Here is a 15,405-nt window from a genome sequence, read left to right on the forward strand (position 1 = left end):
GTGTTTTTCCCCTGGCATCTTTCTCTTTTTGAAGATCTTTCTTCGGAAGAACGCGAGATGTTACTTCGACTTCCCTGGAAAGAAAAACACTTCAAAAAAGGGGAGATACTTTTTTTAGAAGGAAGTCCTTATACTTCTCTTTGGATATTAACAGGAGGTGAATGTCGTGCTATATTTTCTTCTTTTTCTTATTCTCAGGAACCCCTTGTGGTTGAAATTCTCAAGTCACCAGTGGTATTAGCTCCAGCTATTTTGTTTGCCTCTTATTCTTACTTTCCTGTGACGGTGGAAGCACTTACGGAAGGAAAATTGCTATGGGTAGAAAAAGTTTTATGGGAAAATTGTTTGACAAGATGTGAGAAACTGATGAGGAATTTTTTGAGGGATATTTCCGATAAGCTAGTGATTCTTTCTCGCCGGATGATTCTTTTGCAATTACCTGTGCAGAGTCGTGTGTTGTCTTTTCTCGTACATACCTACAAGGGGGAGGAGAAGATTATTCTACCTATGAGCATTGAGCAAGTAGCCACCTATTTAGGTATGGCTAGACAGGTACTCTGTCGTATCTTTCGAAAACTTGAGATGGAAGGATATTTGACCCAGACGAGACGTACGATTATCCTAAAAAAACGTTTTTTTGATGAATATATCAGAACTTCAAAGAAAATTGTGCCGTGAGAACAACAGGAAAATCAGTAGAAGTATATTCCTGCTTATCTTTTCCTGTATACCAGACAAGACCTAAACTTGATTGTACCTCATCTACAGGATTGTAGAAAAGTGTGGAACTTAACACCGCAGATCTGTCTTCTATATTCCAAAGAATGTATATCTGAGAAGAAACTTCACTTACAAAGAGTTTCCGAAATCCAATGGAAAGAAGACCATACCATTTTCCATACTCATTAGGGACATAAGCCCCGGAAAGAAGAGCCACCTGGGTTTTGGTGGGATTTTCAAAAAGGGAGTCATTCTTTCCTTCACTGTTATAAAAAACTTCCACCATGGTGGAAAGTCTCTCTTTTACATCCCAGAGTTCCCATGAGTGCGAAAAGTTTACCGCAATACGATAGACCCATTTATTGGTGGTTTTTTCCGTGGTATAATTCGTTATGGTTAGCGGGCCATAGGGGATCATCTCTTCTTTCAGTACAGGGCGATTGTCTCCGTATGAGAGGCTTCCTTCTGCTTTGATATCCCACCCCCAGAGACGGGTGGAAAGGTCAGCCCCATACACAGAGAGGGAATGCTTTTTCCACCAGCCACAGAGTCCTATTTCAGTATTTCCTAAGAGGAGTTCAAGCCTGGAGGCAAGGGCAGAGGTGCTGAGATTTTTTATCTCTGTGGTATCTAAAAAGGTGTACCAGTTAAACAGGGTTTGATAAGGGATGTGAAGCTTGATACCCCATATGCCTTCTCTGGGAGTATTGAGAGTAGACAGGGTTTTTCTTTCACGATTGAGAAGGTCTGTGGGATTCCAGAAATAGGTTGTCCCCCATGTGAGATATTGTTTTCCAAACCGGAAATAAAGAAGATGAAAAAGGGGAAAATCGACAAAGGCTTCTTTTATCTGGACAAGAAAAGAATTGGTTTCTATCAGAGGAAGAGAAGTTGCCGTCAAAGGATCAACATAGGTACGAAGAAGAGGAACTCCACCAGAAGTAGCAAGAAAGCCTATGTCAACGAAGGCTTTGTACCCCTTTTCCTGGCGAATGTCAACAAAAATATCCCCACCTATTCCATAGGAGAAGAGGTTAGTTGCTTGGCTATCCTTATTGGTGAGTTTATCCCGCTCAAAAGAGTAGGTAAAGAGGCTTTGTATATTGCCGGTGAGAGAGATACCCTTCGAAGAGGTGTTGGTGAGAAGAGGGGCTTCAGTAATCAGGGTATCTTCCTGGAAAAGGGCGTTCTCATCAAGTTGCTGGCCGAATCCAAAAACACTTATCATGAGAAAGAGTGAAAAGAGTTTCTTCATAGCCTTTCCTATTTACTCAGATTTTCAAGATAAGCCTTGGTAAAAATATGAGAGGGTATTTTCTCAAAAGAAATGCCAGAAAGGTCTAAAATGGTCTTGTTTCCCTTTTCAAATTCATCAACAAAAATCTGCTGAAGAGGGATATATCGCCCATCAATCTGGGTGTACTTCAAATAATAAATAGTTTGCATCAAGGTTCCAGAGAGAGAAAAAGCCTGGGCTTTGAGGATAAGAAAATTCTCTTTGTGTACCCAGAGGATTTGCTTTGGGTAGGTGACATCGCTTACTTTAGCGGTAATTTCTACTCGATAGACAGGAATGTTGCCCAGTTTCTCTTCTGTGATTTTTTCCCGGTTCTTGTCATCGAGAGCAACCGTATAAAGTTCACTCATCTTGCGTTTTTCGAGGTCACCGCTTCGGGCGTCACTGCCAGAGAGCGATTCATCACGATTGATATGCTGGAAGGTACGGGTATTTCGTTTGTACATCCAGAAATTTTCTCCCACTTTGAGGTAGCCATTACCTTTTTCTATATCAGGGGCCGTCATGATAATGAGAAAGGAATCATCAGCGTCTCTTCGATAATAAATAGCTTCTATTACCTTTATACTTTCTCCCTTTTGCTGGGTGAGTTTAATCCTGGCAGTGATATCGGTTCGGATTTCATAGAGTTTGTCAATCTTGGAGAGAAGTTCACTCCCGGTGATACCCCAGAGGGAAGAAAAGAAAACAAGCGAAAAGAGGATCTCTTTCATATCTGTACTCCTTATTATTCGTAATGGATAAGGGCTTCGGCTGGTGACATCCGTGCGGCACGCTTGGACGGACGGTAAGCCGTGAGAAGCCCGAGAATGATCACGAAGAAAAGACAGAAAATATTCCACCCCCAGTCCATTACGAGGTGCAGACGTTTATTCAGAAGAAGCATGCCAATAAACCCTGAGTCATCTAAAGGAAGAGAAGAAAGAATGCCTACGAGAAGCCAGCCGAGAAGGATGCCAGCAAGTCCAGAGAGGAGCATGAGAAGTCCCACTTCAAAGAGAAAAAGCCAGCGCACATCTGATCTTTGCATTCCAATGGCACGGAGGGTACCTATTTCTCGTGTTCTTTCGCGGATGACCATCCGGAGAGAATTGGCAAGCCCAACCATCACAATCAGGAAGAGAAAAGAAGCGAATACAAGACTCACCATATTGATGGCTGAGAGAAATTGAAGAAAAGATGAAGCGGATTCATAGAGGGTGGAAACCAGAACTTTGTCTGCATAAATAGGGTTTTGTTTCAGGGAATCGTAGAGATTGTTGATCTCCTGGGCACTTTTCGGACGAGGGAGAAGATACCACTCAGTACAGAGAAAGTCGGTATTCGAAAGAGAGAGAGAAACCATACTTTCTTTGGCAGGAAGAGAACGAAAAAGGGTATAGAATTCTTTTTCGTTTATGAGAATAAGATTTGAGGGTAAAAGGCTACTGGTATACATGCCAGTAATGGGAATTTGTACAGTTTTTGTTCCTTCAAAACGGCTTTGGTAGGTGATGGTGATGGTTTTTCCTCCCTGAAGGTTTTGTTTTTTGGCCATGGAAAGGGGTACAAGAACCCCATTTTTTCTGATATCCCCATGAGGGGAAACCTCATGAATGGTGAGAAGATTGCTGAGAGACTCAAAACGTTTTTCATCCCGCCAGAATCCCCCTACAAGCCCTTCACTGTTTCCTACGCGGGCTTTGACGACCATAAGGGGAGGAGTAAGCTTTTGGTGGATTTCGGTAGCCAGGGGAATGGCCTTTTTTTTGTCCTTGAGGACAATGACTACACTTCCCCATTCGTGATCGCGGTAGTCGAGGAGCTTTCGCATGGCTACTTTGGGCACGTATCCCACCCAACCCATGTAGGAGACATCTGCCTTGTAGATGGCGACAATGGTAAACTTCGCTGTTTGCATCTGGCCGTGGATAGTCTGGAAAGAAGCCTTTACTGTGTCATAGAGTTTTACTCTCAGGTAGTCTGCCTTGTCTGTGGTGATGGCGATAGGATTTTCATATTGAGAGGTGTTGGTGAGGTCCCAGCCATTGCCCTGGACAACATTGAGAAACTTGAGAAAACCCTCATCTACCTCCATACCTACAAGTTGAATAAGATCTGTTCTTCTGTTCCCAATGAGTCGAACAAAGGCAGAGGCATCGGTATAGAAGAAGTCAATCTCATTGGTGTACGAAGCAAGGATATTTTCCACCATGTTTTTGTCTTTGAAAAAGCCCTTTCCCCTTCCATAAAAGTCATTGACGCTTCCCAGGACAGTCACCTGGATGTGACCACTCATATAGCTAATCCACCTGTCAATGAGAAGATCCTTCAGCCCCAGAGAGAAAGAACCTGCCACCACTAATAGGGTAATTCCGATGGCAATACCTGAGCCAAGGAAAAGATTGCGTCTTTTCTGGCGTGTCAGGTTACGAAAGGCAAGAAAAAGAAGAGTAGCGATTTTCATAGTTTTCTCTCCTTGTTATTCACGTGAAATAGCCTCAAGGGGAGTGATTCTTTTGGCTATACGGATGGGATAAAGAGAGGCTATCCAGAGAACAAAAAGAAGAACGACAAGATTCCCTATCATATCTGGAATTCCCACGACAGGGAGAAAATACTCTCCTCCAAAAAGAATCTGGATCATCTCATCCTTTGCCTTGAGTTTTAACCCGGCTATAAGCCATGAGAGAAGAGCACCGGCCACGATACCACTCCCCCCAAAAACCACCCCCAATGTCAACGTTTCTCCAAGAATCATACGTCCGATAAACGACTTCTGAGAGCCAATGGCCCTCATCATGCCAATCTCTGTGGTTCTTTCGACGACGGACATTGAGATAGTATTCATCACAATGATCACAGAAACAAGAAAAAGCATAAACATGACCACCCCAAAGAGTCCCTGAACAATGCCAATATACTGGGATAATTGGGGAATGGCCTCTCTCCAGGAGATAGCCTTTCCATCGGCGTTTGCCTCTTTGAGAGCGCTATTTACCTTTTGAAGAGCCACCGTATCAGAGATTCCTTTTTTTGTTTTGACAATGACGGCATTGTAGGCTTCTGTGGAGTAAGTGTAGGTTTGGCTACGCTTGAGAGCCTGACGAATGTTTTCTTCTGAGTAGGTCTGGGATGTGGTCGGAGAAGCGGTAGAAAAAAGGTTTTCTTCAAGAAGGGCATCAAAATTGTCGGTTTTGAGAAAGTCTTTCTCCTGTTTACTGAGAACAGTCGTAGGAGAATTAACAATGTAGTTGAACATCTCGACATAGGAAAGGGGATCAACAAAGACAGTATATCCTCCAAAGAGTGCATTGAGACTTTCAAACCGAAAAATTCCTCTGACGGGAAGCCGAATATCGCTTCCTACATCGTCACTCAAGCCCACTAAAACAGCCTCAGAAGCATAGGTGAGACTTTCCCTGTTGGTGAACACTTTTGGGGGCATGTTGGAAAAAACGATTTCACTTCCCTCTGGAAAAAGCCAGAGACTCACCGTTTCAGCCGTCTGGTTTCTGATGAGAGATCCCATCATCATCCCACGTTCACCCTTTTCAAGGCGTCTTCCCTCTATGATTTCAATCCTGTTTTCAAAAAAAGACTGGTATCTATCTAAATCCACGGCATAAATCATATAGAAAACAGGCGTACCACCACTATTGAAAAGCATGGCTACGTTTCTGCCAATGGGGAGAAAATCTTCTACCACATCAAGCGAAGCAAGGACGTTACTGATTTTGGGATAGTTTTCTATCAACGCCATAGGGCGGCCCGAAAAAGATCCAAAAACCTCCTTGTCCATCTGGTTGGTGGAGATAATGGCGAGATTCCCGGTGAAACCACGAACTATATTTTTTTCCAGGGCCCTGTTCATACCCTTGATGGTGGCATTACCAAAGGTGAGAAGAAGGGCCACAAGAAAGAGAAGCCCTCCCACAATGAGACTTTTCCCTTTATGGCGAAAAAGATTTCGAAAGGCAATGGTATAAAAAAGCCCCTGCATGGTTTACTCCTCACTGACCACAAGTCCATCTTTGAGCCGAATAATACGCTTGGCATACTTGAGCACATCAGGGTTATGGGTAGAGAAGATAAACGTGATATGTTCACTCTCATTCAAACGACGCATGATGGCTAAAATACTTTCACCTGTCTCTGAATCAAGATTGGCGGTGGGTTCATCAGCAAGCACAATAGCCGGTTTGGTCACCAGAGCACGGGCAATAGCCACCCGCTGACGCTGTCCTCCTGAGAGTTCCGTAGGCTTGTGGGTGATAAAATCCTTGAGACCTACTTCTTCAATGAGTCTTTCCACCCGTTCGTTGATTTCAGCTCTGGTGAGTCCTGCCCTGTCTTTCATGAGAAGCAGGGGAAACTCCACATTCTCCCGGACATTTAGCACCGGAATAAGATTGAAGGTCTGAAAGATGAAACCCACCTTGTAGAGGCGGATGTTGGTGAGTTCTTTATCACTGAGTTGAGAGACATTTTGCCCGTCAATGATGACCTCTCCTTCCGTTGGGTGATCGATACACCCGATGAGGTTGAGAAGAGTGGTTTTTCCACTCCCAGAAGGTCCCACTATAGAGAAAAAATCACCTGCCTCCACAGTGAGATTCACCCCCCGCAGGGCATGGACAGTCGTTTTCCCTAAAGGATAGTCCTTTTTGGCGTTTTTGACTTCAATGAGAGGCATAGAGTCTCCTTTGAGTTCTTTGGTTATATCATATCCACAAGGGGACAAAATTTCAACTTTTGGAGACGAATTTTTTAGAAAAGCAGGTTCTTTTTTCTGGATAATATCCACGTAATACGGAGTAAGCTTTCCGCGAGGAGGAAGATCCCCATAAAAGTGAACATGTCCCTGATGAAGAATACATACATGAGAACAGAGATCTTCCACCATTTCGATGATATGGCTGGAGAAAAGGATAGTAGCTTTTGTCTCGTCTGCATAAGCTAAAAGAAGTTCTTTCATATGCATGAGAGCCACAATATCTAACTGATTGTAGGGTTCATCCCAGATGAGAATGGGAGGATTTCCTAAAAGACTAACAAGGATGTGAAGTTTCTTTTGCATACCAGAGGAATAGGTAGAGAGAGGTTCATCAAGAACATCCTTCATTTCTAAGATATCGATGTAAGGCATAAGCCTATGGTATTGATTTTTATCCTGAAATCGTAAATAGGCCATAAGTTCTATATTTTCCCTTCCCGTGAGAGAAGGAACAAGGTAGTTTTCGGGGGGAACATAACCAATCCAACGTTTGCTGGTAATAAAAGTATCCCCTTCCCAGAGGTTTTTCCCCATGATGAAGATGTTTCCCTTATCAGGTTTCAGAAGTCCGAGAAGAAGCTTAAAAAGGGTGGATTTACCGGCACCATTTTCCCCAAGAATACCAATAATGCCAGGGAAAAATTCAAGATTCACGTCAAATATTCCCTTGTGGTTTCCATAGTCCTTGGTAATATTTTCAAGAAGAATCACGGTACATCCTCCCACTTTTGTGTATACTTTTGCTTTGCTTTTTTCCAGAGAAAATAGGCTATCCCAGAAGCGACGGGAATAAATCCCCAAGAAAGGCTATATTCACCTATAAGGAAAGCTAAGAAAAAAAACACAAAAACAAGGGCCTCGAAAATTGGCCGTTCTCCTATGAGAAAATGAAGAGACCATATCATCTCTACCCAGAGAAGACCGCAGAGAAAAGAAAAAAGAGTTTCTAAGGGCAAAACGAGACTGCTCCATACAAGAAAAGGGACAAGAAGAGGAAGAACAAGAAGGGTTTTTATCTGAGATAGAAGAGAAGCTCTCCAGAAGGGTATGGGTTGAAGCCGGCAGAGAAACCACCACGGATGGGAGGAGAGAATACCAGCGAGTGAACTCACCCCTACAAAGACTACCAGCCAGAGAAGGATGAGGCCATTTTTGAGCTGTTGCTTTTCGAGAGTAGGAGAGGAGGCCAAAACCATGCCAAGCCCTATCAGAATGCCGATGACAACAAGAATTCCGGAAATGAGAGAAGGTTTATCAGAGACAGAGAGAAAATAGTGCAGAAGGCTTTCAATAACGGAAACCTTACGTTTTTGTGTTTGTTTTCTTGGAATAGAGTGTGACGAAAGAAAGAAAGCTGAATACGTGATGAAAGAGTGAGAAAAAGAAGAAAAAATTTTCTTCAGAAGAAAGAAAAGGGTAAATATTTCGATTCCCAATCCAACGGGTACAAGGATGGGATAATTGACTATACCTATCCAGGTGACTGTGAGCAGTGTTAACCAGAGAAGACAGCTTCTTTTGTCAATGCTAATACGAAACCAGTAGGCCCACAAGAGATAACGGAACCAGACGATGGGGAGAGAAACGAAGATAAGAATTTTGACCAAAAGGGGAAGACTCAGTGCATTGATGATGGGTAAAAGAAGAAGAAAGGAGAGAAGAAGAGGCAGGATTTTTCTTCCCATTTCCCGGAGAAGAAAATACCACACGAGGCTTTTGAGTGGGAGAGTGCTTTCGCCAAAGAGGAGTTTTTCCTTCTCTGTGAGAGAGGGTCTATCCCAGAAATTGAGAAAAAACCATACAAGAAAACTTAACCACAGTCCTGAGAAAAGGGGAAGATGATATTGAGCGGGTAGGGAAAGAACAAATAGGCTATATCTATAAAAAACGACACCTGCAAGAAAAAGAAAAAACACCAGGGTAAAACTATCCCTTGCCAGATGAGAGGCAAGTTGACGCCGAAATGGGCGAAGAAAAAAGGAGAAAAGAGAAAAAAGGTGCTTCATAGAAGTTTTCTATAACTTTCTACAAAAATAGCAAAACTTTTTGATCGTTGGTTGTCAGGATCAAGATACTTGCCAATTTCTCTCCCATGTTTTAATGGTTGATAAGCCTGCTTCGGTCCCAATATATTTTTGAATTCCTGTTTGGCATTAGATAGACTATCCGGTTGGCGATAGTGGCTTTGTCCTTGCTTTTGAGCTAATCCTTTTATGGAAAGAGCTTTCTCTACTGCCTGCAAATCAGCAAGGTACCAGCTTTCCAGTTCATGACATACTATACGAACAAGAAAAGGTTTATGTAAGTCCTTTATTTTCTGAATTATCTCTTCTTTCAGATCTTTACAGTTTGCCGAATCCTGATCAATGAGAATAATGAAAAAGGCATCAGGATTATTGTAATGTTGCATCTTTCTCTGAATTCTTTTTTTCAGGTCAGACTTTCCTTCAAATACAACATAGGTTATTTTTGGTAGGGAAGAAGAAAGTCGGGGAAGAAAAGAACCAAGCATTTCTTTCATACTTGGTTCTTCTAAAAAGAAAACGATTTCTTTCATTGTGGATCAGCTCCTTTGAAAAAACCCTCTTTCCAGAGATAGCCCAAAGGATCTCCAGCTTCTACATATCTTCTGATCTGTTCATCATCTGAAGCACGATGAATGTAAGTATAACCATCTTTTTTTTCCAACCAGAATACTTCCTCTATTGAAGCGGCATTTAGCAGATCCGGAGAATGAGTGGAAACAAACACCTGCCCCCCTCTGTGAGCATAATCTCTAAATTCCTCCAGGAGCTCTCTTAACAATGCTGGATAAAGCTGATTTTCGGGTTCTTCAATACAGAGAAGAGGAAAAGGCTGAGGATCATATAAAAGAACAAGATAAGCGAACATTTTAATTGTTCCATCCGAAACATAACGGTCAATAAAAGGATCTTGAAAACTTTTATCTTTGAACTTAAGAAGTAGCCTTCCATCAAGTGTTCTTTCTGGTGTTATCTCACCAATTCCTGGAATTCGTTTTTTCATAGCATCTAAGATTTTTTTAAATACTTCTGGATGATTGTCATAAATATTTCTGGCTACCAGAGGAAGATTATCACCTGTGATAGACAGATGATCTGCAAAACCTGCTTCATCTTTACTTCCTCTTGCTTGATTGATATGAAAATCAGAAATATGCCAGCCTTCAATCAATTGTCGTAAGGCATTGGCAGCTTTGAATCTCTGAAATTGTCCTAACCCCTTAATAGCGAGAATATCTGGTTCTAATTCCTGATATTCTCTTGTTAAGTCTTCATCTTTTTTAGAAAAATCTTCTTCGTTTATTACGGCAGTACCCTTCCCCTGTTCAAAATCAAGAAAGTGAAAAGGAGAACCATAGGCACCTCTTTTGTAGCGAAGAATTTCTCTTTTTACACACGGTTTATTGTTGACAAGTCCTATTTCTAAATGATAGGTTACCAATCTCTCTTTGCCTGTAATTTCCATGCGGTACTGTAATTCTATCACAATATTACTCTTTTCTTTGTTATTTTTTTTTCCCCGAGAAATGACTTCTTCATATCCACCTCTTGCCTGGAGGGCCTTTGTAACGTTGTAAGTAAGACAATCTTTAAGAAAACCAAATACATTAAAAAGGGTTGTTTTCCCACTCCCATTAGCTCCAACGATGATTGACAGAGGAGGAATGTTGGATATTTCAATATTTTCCAAACAGCGATAATTCTGTATTTTGATATTTTCTATTCTCATATATTCTCTCTCCCTTTGTTGTTCCGAAAGTATGAATAATTATAGCACTAAGAAACCATTAAAGTCAAGGCATATCCTCTTTTCTACAAATACACAATCTCAAACCTGTGCGCCCATTCTTTTGAGCCGGTACTGATACGATAACGGACATACACATAGGCCGAACCCGACATGAGGTAGGTTTTGGCAATCGAAAGGGGTGTCCACTGGAGAGAAAGAGGTCCAGCGGTATAGTACGACAGAGGAATAATAGAAGCCAATCTATCTCCTCGTTTATTGTAGAGTTCTATCTCAAGATAGGCGGGACTCTGAAGGGTGAGATCAATCAAAAGACGTCCCTCAGGGTAGTAGAGGATCTGAGGATTGACGATGACATTGGTTGGATGAAGGGGGATCTCTTTGGTACGAACGACACCTATGCTATAGAGTTTTGTTCCTGACGAAAGATAGGCCCATACGTCTATTTTCTTTTGATACACATGGGAGAGGGGGAGAATCCCGCTTTCTGTGAGATTGGTTTTTGCGAGGAGGGTATTATCATCACTGTTATGAACCTCAAGGGTGATTTCGCTGGATCCTTCAAAATCCACAAAAACGTGGGAAAACAGGTATCCTTCACCACAAGAAACATCGAGTATAGACAGCCACGAAGGATCGTTTGTGGTTGTTATCCCTGAAGGGGAAAAAGAAAGGTTTTCCCAGTCACTGATGAAAGAAAAGGTATTGGTTTGCTTCACGGAAATCTTCCAGATATCATTGACACTCCAATGGGCATACACCATCACAGGCAAAAGACAAAGACCTATCCATTTCATTTCTTTTCCTCTCTTTGATTGGCAAGGAATTCCTCTATCCACTGGATATTTTGTTCGTCAAGTTCATTCTCTGGTTGTTCCCTTTTCTTTTGATAGGAAAGCATCTTGTTCATCATATGATCCACCCAGAAGAAAAAGCCCACCATACCACCAAAAACTCCGACGACGAGAATCAATCTCACTAAGAAAACAAAAAACCAGCCAATCCCATATCTTTTCACAAAATAGAAAGCGGTTCCGATTTCGACGTTTTTCCATATGAGAGGAAAACGGTAGAGGGCGTAGGAGCCATAATGGGTATTCTGGGAGAGTTCGTCAAGGGAATTGACTCTTGGAACCTTCGCCGTTTTGAAGAAGGTCTCCCCAAGCTGGAGTATCAGAGGAAAAGAACTCTTTTGAATCCAGGAAAAGAATTTGTCTTCGCGAAAGAGAAAGTGAAATTGAAGCTCCTTTTCAAACGTTTCATCTCTCCAGTTGAGGATACAGTCAATGAGGGTATCGTCCCTTTGAAAGGTGTAAATTTGCTGAGAAGGCACCTTTTGAGGGGAAAGGGTATATCCTCCATACTTGTAGAGTAAGTCCCCGCTTTCTCCTACCACATAACATTCGACAAAGAAGGGATCATCTTGCCAGTAGGTATCTATGATACTTCGAAGGGAGGGAAGACTTCCAGAAACAACATAGAAAAAAATGGCATCATAGAGGTTTTTGTCCTGTTTGAAGTTTTCTATTTGAGAGAAAAAGGCGTTTTTCTCTTCTTCAAGGAGCGAAAAAGAAGCCTGAATCTTTTGCTTGATGGCTTTGTCCTCGGTGTCGTTCAGAACAAACCCACGGATCTTCTCATAAGCATTTTTGTGCCAGAGGAAAAGTCCATATTCTGAGATACCGCTTTCTACATGAAATTCTGTGGTGACTATCACCACCCCGAAAAACACCATCCATATCAGAACAAAGAGGAGCAGAATCTTTGTTAGGAACACAAAGGTTCGCTGCATGGTTCTTCCTTTTTGAGGCGTTTGAGTATTTCACGGGTAGCTTCCTCAATGCTATAGAGGTGGGTATCAAGAGAGAGATCGGCTACCTCTTCATAGAGGGGAAGACGCTCTTTCAGGGTACTCATCACCTCTTCTTCAAGTGGCAGATGGGTGAGGGGAGGACGGTTGGTGTCTCCCCGGATACGTTCTACCAGTACAGAGACCGGGGCGGCGAGGTATACCACAAGATCAGCCGTACGGATGAGAAGACGATTTTCCGGTCTGAGAACAATCCCTCCTCCTGTAGCAATAACCGCATTATCCAAAAGAAGCGCCTCCTTGAGGGCAAGGGTTTCTCTGAGTCGAAAGCCTGATTCCCCCTCTTTTTGAAAGATTTCCGGGATGCTCATGCCCGCCTTGCTTTCCACTACATGGTCGGTATCCACAAAAGGGATACAAAGAGAGGAGGCCAAATGTTTCCCCAAAGTCGTCTTTCCACTTCCACGATAGCCAACAAGCACAATTTTCATAGGCGAAACGCTCCTTTTGCTAAAAGATAAAGACAGGTTTCCCCCACGAAAAGTGAAAGAATGAGAATCCCGCACACAAGATACAGCCTTGTGATGAGATGAGTCGAGTAGGGCTTTTCTTGAGGGGAGGGAGGGGAAACAAAACGAAAGATCAGGGTATTCTCAGGCTTATAACCGTGTTTCACTAAATATTCGTCTATATTTTTGCTTGATTTTTCCGAAAGAAGGTCTGAATTCTGGGAGAGGAGGGCAAGCTCTTTTTCTTTTGTCTGGAGCTGGACGGTGGCAAGATGGTGTTTTTCGGTAATAAGATCACTTACTCCGCCGTTTCCAAAAAAGAAATTCATCACAATGACAATGGCTATAGCATTCACAACGAGATAGACGATCGCACGCTTCATGTATGCCCCTTTCTCCTGTTTCTCTTTTTATTTTCGGAAAAAAGAGAAAGGGGCTTGAGTTATCCACTAATGAATAGACAAAAGTCTTTCAATCTTGCCTACATCAAAGCCAACCACCACATGGTTATTGATGAGAATAACCGGAACACCCATTTGTCCTGATCGTCTCACCATATCCTGAGCAGCCGCTGGATCACGAGAAACATCGACCTCTTTGAATTTGAGACGCTTGCTCTGGAAGTATTCCTTGGCCTTGCGGCAGAACACACAGGTCGGGGTGGTGAAAATCACAATTTTCGGTTCCATAAGAACTCCTTATCATATTATTTTATTATAATATATTCATGAGAAGAAAAATCGTCAAGCAAAAATGAAAAAGCTGCTTCTCTTTCTTGGTCAGGTCTTTCTTCAGTTTTTTGTGGATCTACCGATATTTTTACTATGAAGATGTGGAGAAAAACGGCTTTTTTTCTACGAAAAAGGCTTCTGGTTCTGGTGGGGCTTTCTTTCGTGAGTTTCATAGAAGTAGCTATGGCTACAACGTTTACACTTCGTCCCTATGTGCTTTCTTCAAACGATATGGTTTCTCTTCAGGACCTGATTCAGGAAAAACTTCCCACCAATACGCTTTTGGACTCAAAAAAGTCTTCTTATAATGCTTCTGAGGTGGGGCAGGTGATGAAGCAGTTGGGTTTTGGGGATTTTGTGTTAGTGGGCAAGGAAGTGGTTGTTTTCCGTGGGATTCGTCTTCTCACGCCAGAGGAGTGGTACACTCAGCTTTTCCAGGCCTATCCGGGAACAACATGGGAAAGTGTGGATCTGCCGGAACGTTTTGAGGTTCTCTCTGAAAACAGAGAAGAGAAGGGAATATATCTCACCTGTCGGGTGTATCTGCCTCATTCGTGGAGGGTGCAATCCTTTTTTGTGCCTGTTCGTCAGGTCTTTCCTGTCTCTTCGTCTTTTTTGCCGGTGTACGGTTTTGAAAGAATAGGGGAGAAAGAGGGTTTTCTCACCTATCGAGGGAAAGGGGTTTCTATCCGAATCCCTGTTCGGTTGATCTCTTCCCCTCAATCAGAGGTTATTTTGGTCGAAAATAAAATAAATAGCCGAATTCTAAGGCTCAAAAGAGAAGAGATAGAGGGTTTATGAAGAAAGGGATCGTTTTTCTGTTTTTAGCGGGATTTCTCTGGGCTGAACCTATAGAAATGAAATATATCGTGAGTGTGGAAGGTCTTTCTTTCAATCCTCTCATAGGTTATGGTATTGTGGTTGGATTGAAAGGCACAGGAGATAGTGAAGGTGGTTCGCAGACAAAGGAGTTTTTGGCCCGTATTGCCCACCATTTTGGGATTCAGGCGAATATGGACAAGTTCAAGCCCAAGAATGCTGCTGTGGTGATGGTCGTCGCTGATGTTCCTCCTTTTGCCCAGGCCGGAAATCGTTTGGATGTTCGTGTGGCTTCTGTCTTTGATGCAAAATCCCTTGAGGGAGGAGAACTGGTGGTTACCCCTCTTGTGGGTGGAGACAATGAGATCTACGCCGTTGCCAGTGGAAAGCTGACGGTTGATACCTCTTCCAAGAGTGTTTCTGGAACTATTCCTCAAGGGGGTATTCTTCAGAAGCCCATCCCACAAACGTGGCTTCAAGAGAATAATACGGTTGTTCTTCATTTAGATCCCAATTATTCTTTTGATGCCTTTGTGGCTATTGAACGGACACTTCAGACCTCTTTTGGAGGGGTGGAATACACCATAGAAAATTATACTATTCGAATCAAGATTCCTGAGGATCAACAACCGGCTCAATGGCTTGGAAGGCTTCTTTCCACTCGTGTTGATGTCCCACAGGTCCCAAGTATCACCATTGATAGCAAAACAGGGATGGTTGTCGCAGGGGGAAATATTGTGGTTACCGAAGCGGCTATTGTCTATCAGGGGTCGCAAATTGCGATTGGGGGTGCTTCTCCCTCCTGGGGAATGCCTTCAACCTCGCAGAAACAGACAGCCAAAATTCTCCCTTCTTCCACCACGGTTCAGGAACTGGTGAATGGCCTCAATCAACTCGGGATGTCTTCTCAGGATATTGTCAAAATCCTTCAACTCCTTCACAAAAACGGGAATATCAAGGCAAAACTTCAGGTGTTGTAAGCTCCAATAGAG

The 15,405-nt window shown here is 42.7% G+C and carries 16 protein-coding genes; 3 read left to right on the forward strand and 13 right to left on the reverse strand.

Features of this window, described 5'->3' with window-relative positions; genetic code table 11:
- Window positions 1–678, forward strand: a complete 678-nt coding sequence (locus tag BREVNS_RS09945) for a Crp/Fnr family transcriptional regulator (protein ID WP_483426855.1) — start codon at window positions 1–3, stop codon at window positions 676–678.
- On the opposite strand, the gene BREVNS_RS09950 is transcribed toward BREVNS_RS09945, so the two are convergent.
- The 13 genes from BREVNS_RS09950 to BREVNS_RS10010 form a co-directional block, all read right to left on the reverse strand.
- Window positions 650–1,975: a hypothetical protein gene (locus BREVNS_RS09950; protein WP_483426856.1), complete on the reverse strand. Its 1,326-nt coding sequence runs from the start codon at window positions 1,973–1,975 to the stop codon at window positions 650–652. The genes BREVNS_RS09945 and BREVNS_RS09950 overlap by 29 nt on opposite strands.
- Window positions 1,976–1,983: 8 nt before the next feature.
- Window positions 1,984–2,730, reverse strand: a complete 747-nt coding sequence (locus tag BREVNS_RS09955) for an outer membrane lipoprotein-sorting protein (protein ID WP_483426857.1) — start codon at window positions 2,728–2,730, stop codon at window positions 1,984–1,986.
- 14 nt (window positions 2,731–2,744) lie between these two features.
- Window positions 2,745–4,463 (reverse strand): ABC transporter permease, encoded by a 1,719-nt coding sequence (locus BREVNS_RS09960; RefSeq protein WP_483426858.1) that lies wholly within the window; start codon window positions 4,461–4,463, stop codon window positions 2,745–2,747.
- A 15-nt stretch (window positions 4,464–4,478) separates the two neighbouring features.
- Window positions 4,479–5,999, reverse strand: coding sequence for an ABC transporter permease (locus BREVNS_RS09965; protein WP_483426859.1), 1,521 nt, complete (start codon window positions 5,997–5,999; stop codon window positions 4,479–4,481).
- A 3-nt stretch (window positions 6,000–6,002) separates the two neighbouring features.
- Window positions 6,003–7,484 (reverse strand): ATP-binding cassette domain-containing protein, encoded by a 1,482-nt coding sequence (locus BREVNS_RS09970; RefSeq protein ID WP_483426860.1) that lies wholly within the window; start codon window positions 7,482–7,484, stop codon window positions 6,003–6,005.
- A complete protein-coding gene (locus tag BREVNS_RS09975) occupies window positions 7,481–8,779 on the reverse strand; it encodes a hypothetical protein (protein ID WP_483426861.1) in 1,299 nt (432 codons plus the stop codon). The genes BREVNS_RS09970 and BREVNS_RS09975 overlap by 4 nt, the downstream gene beginning before the upstream one ends.
- On the reverse strand, window positions 8,776–9,330 hold the full coding sequence (locus BREVNS_RS09980) for a DUF4276 family protein (RefSeq protein WP_483426862.1): 555 nt from the start codon (window positions 9,328–9,330) through the stop codon (window positions 8,776–8,778). Before BREVNS_RS09980 ends, BREVNS_RS09975 begins: the two co-directional genes overlap by 4 nt.
- On the reverse strand, window positions 9,327–10,526 hold the full coding sequence (locus BREVNS_RS09985; protein ID WP_483426863.1) for an AAA family ATPase: 1,200 nt from the start codon (window positions 10,524–10,526) through the stop codon (window positions 9,327–9,329). Before BREVNS_RS09985 ends, BREVNS_RS09980 begins: the two co-directional genes overlap by 4 nt.
- An 83-nt stretch (window positions 10,527–10,609) precedes the next feature.
- On the reverse strand, window positions 10,610–11,341 hold the full coding sequence (locus tag BREVNS_RS09990) for a hypothetical protein (RefSeq protein WP_483426864.1): 732 nt from the start codon (window positions 11,339–11,341) through the stop codon (window positions 10,610–10,612).
- Window positions 11,338–12,336 (reverse strand): hypothetical protein, encoded by a 999-nt coding sequence (locus BREVNS_RS09995; protein ID WP_483426865.1) that lies wholly within the window; start codon window positions 12,334–12,336, stop codon window positions 11,338–11,340. The genes BREVNS_RS09990 and BREVNS_RS09995 overlap by 4 nt, the downstream gene beginning before the upstream one ends.
- Complete coding sequence (locus tag BREVNS_RS10000) at window positions 12,312–12,845, reverse strand: shikimate kinase (RefSeq protein WP_483426866.1); 534 nt, start codon at window positions 12,843–12,845, stop codon at window positions 12,312–12,314. The genes BREVNS_RS09995 and BREVNS_RS10000 overlap by 25 nt, the downstream gene beginning before the upstream one ends.
- The gene (locus tag BREVNS_RS10005) at window positions 12,842–13,246 is read right to left on the reverse strand and encodes a hypothetical protein (protein WP_483426867.1); all 405 of its coding nucleotides are present in this window, start codon (window positions 13,244–13,246) and stop codon (window positions 12,842–12,844) included. The genes BREVNS_RS10000 and BREVNS_RS10005 overlap by 4 nt, the downstream gene beginning before the upstream one ends.
- 66 nt (window positions 13,247–13,312) lie before the next feature.
- A complete protein-coding gene (locus tag BREVNS_RS10010; protein ID WP_483426868.1) occupies window positions 13,313–13,552 on the reverse strand; it encodes a glutaredoxin family protein in 240 nt (79 codons plus the stop codon).
- A 141-nt stretch (window positions 13,553–13,693) separates the two neighbouring features.
- On the opposite strand from BREVNS_RS10010, the gene BREVNS_RS10015 reads away from it, so the two are divergent.
- On the forward strand, window positions 13,694–14,395 hold the full coding sequence (locus BREVNS_RS10015; RefSeq protein ID WP_483426869.1) for a hypothetical protein: 702 nt from the start codon (window positions 13,694–13,696) through the stop codon (window positions 14,393–14,395).
- Window positions 14,392–15,393: a flagellar basal body P-ring protein FlgI gene (locus tag BREVNS_RS10020; RefSeq protein ID WP_483426870.1), complete on the forward strand. Its 1,002-nt coding sequence runs from the start codon at window positions 14,392–14,394 to the stop codon at window positions 15,391–15,393. The genes BREVNS_RS10015 and BREVNS_RS10020 overlap by 4 nt, the downstream gene beginning before the upstream one ends.
- The last annotated feature ends 12 nt before the right edge of the window (window positions 15,394–15,405 follow it).

It is taken from the genome of Longinema margulisiae, from assembly GCF_025266855.1.
Taxonomy (GTDB): Bacteria; Spirochaetota; Brevinematia; order Brevinematales; family Thermospiraceae; genus Thermospira.

Coding starts and splice junctions, on each gene's coding strand:
- BREVNS_RS09960 (WP_483426858.1), bottom strand. CDS start 4,463: ATGAAAATCGCTACTCTTCTTTTTCTTGCCTTTCGTAACCTGACACGC.
- BREVNS_RS09980 (WP_483426862.1), bottom strand. CDS start 9,330: ATGAAAGAAATCGTTTTCTTTTTAGAAGAACCAAGTATGAAAGAAATG.
- BREVNS_RS09955 (WP_483426857.1), bottom strand. CDS start 2,730: ATGAAAGAGATCCTCTTTTCGCTTGTTTTCTTTTCTTCCCTCTGGGGT.
- BREVNS_RS10000 (WP_483426866.1), bottom strand. CDS start 12,845: ATGAAAATTGTGCTTGTTGGCTATCGTGGAAGTGGAAAGACGACTTTG.
- BREVNS_RS10010 (WP_483426868.1), bottom strand. CDS start 13,552: ATGGAACCGAAAATTGTGATTTTCACCACCCCGACCTGTGTGTTCTGC.
- BREVNS_RS10015 (WP_483426869.1), top strand. CDS start 13,694: ATGTGGAGAAAAACGGCTTTTTTTCTACGAAAAAGGCTTCTGGTTCTG.
- BREVNS_RS09990 (WP_483426864.1), bottom strand. CDS start 11,341: ATGAAATGGATAGGTCTTTGTCTTTTGCCTGTGATGGTGTATGCCCAT.
- BREVNS_RS09975 (WP_483426861.1), bottom strand. CDS start 8,779: ATGAAGCACCTTTTTTCTCTTTTCTCCTTTTTTCTTCGCCCATTTCGG.
- BREVNS_RS09995 (WP_483426865.1), bottom strand. CDS start 12,336: ATGCAGCGAACCTTTGTGTTCCTAACAAAGATTCTGCTCCTCTTTGTT.
- BREVNS_RS09950 (WP_483426856.1), bottom strand. CDS start 1,975: ATGAAGAAACTCTTTTCACTCTTTCTCATGATAAGTGTTTTTGGATTC.
- BREVNS_RS09965 (WP_483426859.1), bottom strand. CDS start 5,999: ATGCAGGGGCTTTTTTATACCATTGCCTTTCGAAATCTTTTTCGCCAT.
- BREVNS_RS10005 (WP_483426867.1), bottom strand. CDS start 13,246: ATGAAGCGTGCGATCGTCTATCTCGTTGTGAATGCTATAGCCATTGTC.
- BREVNS_RS09985 (WP_483426863.1), bottom strand. CDS start 10,526: ATGAGAATAGAAAATATCAAAATACAGAATTATCGCTGTTTGGAAAAT.
- BREVNS_RS10020 (WP_483426870.1), top strand. CDS start 14,392: ATGAAGAAAGGGATCGTTTTTCTGTTTTTAGCGGGATTTCTCTGGGCT.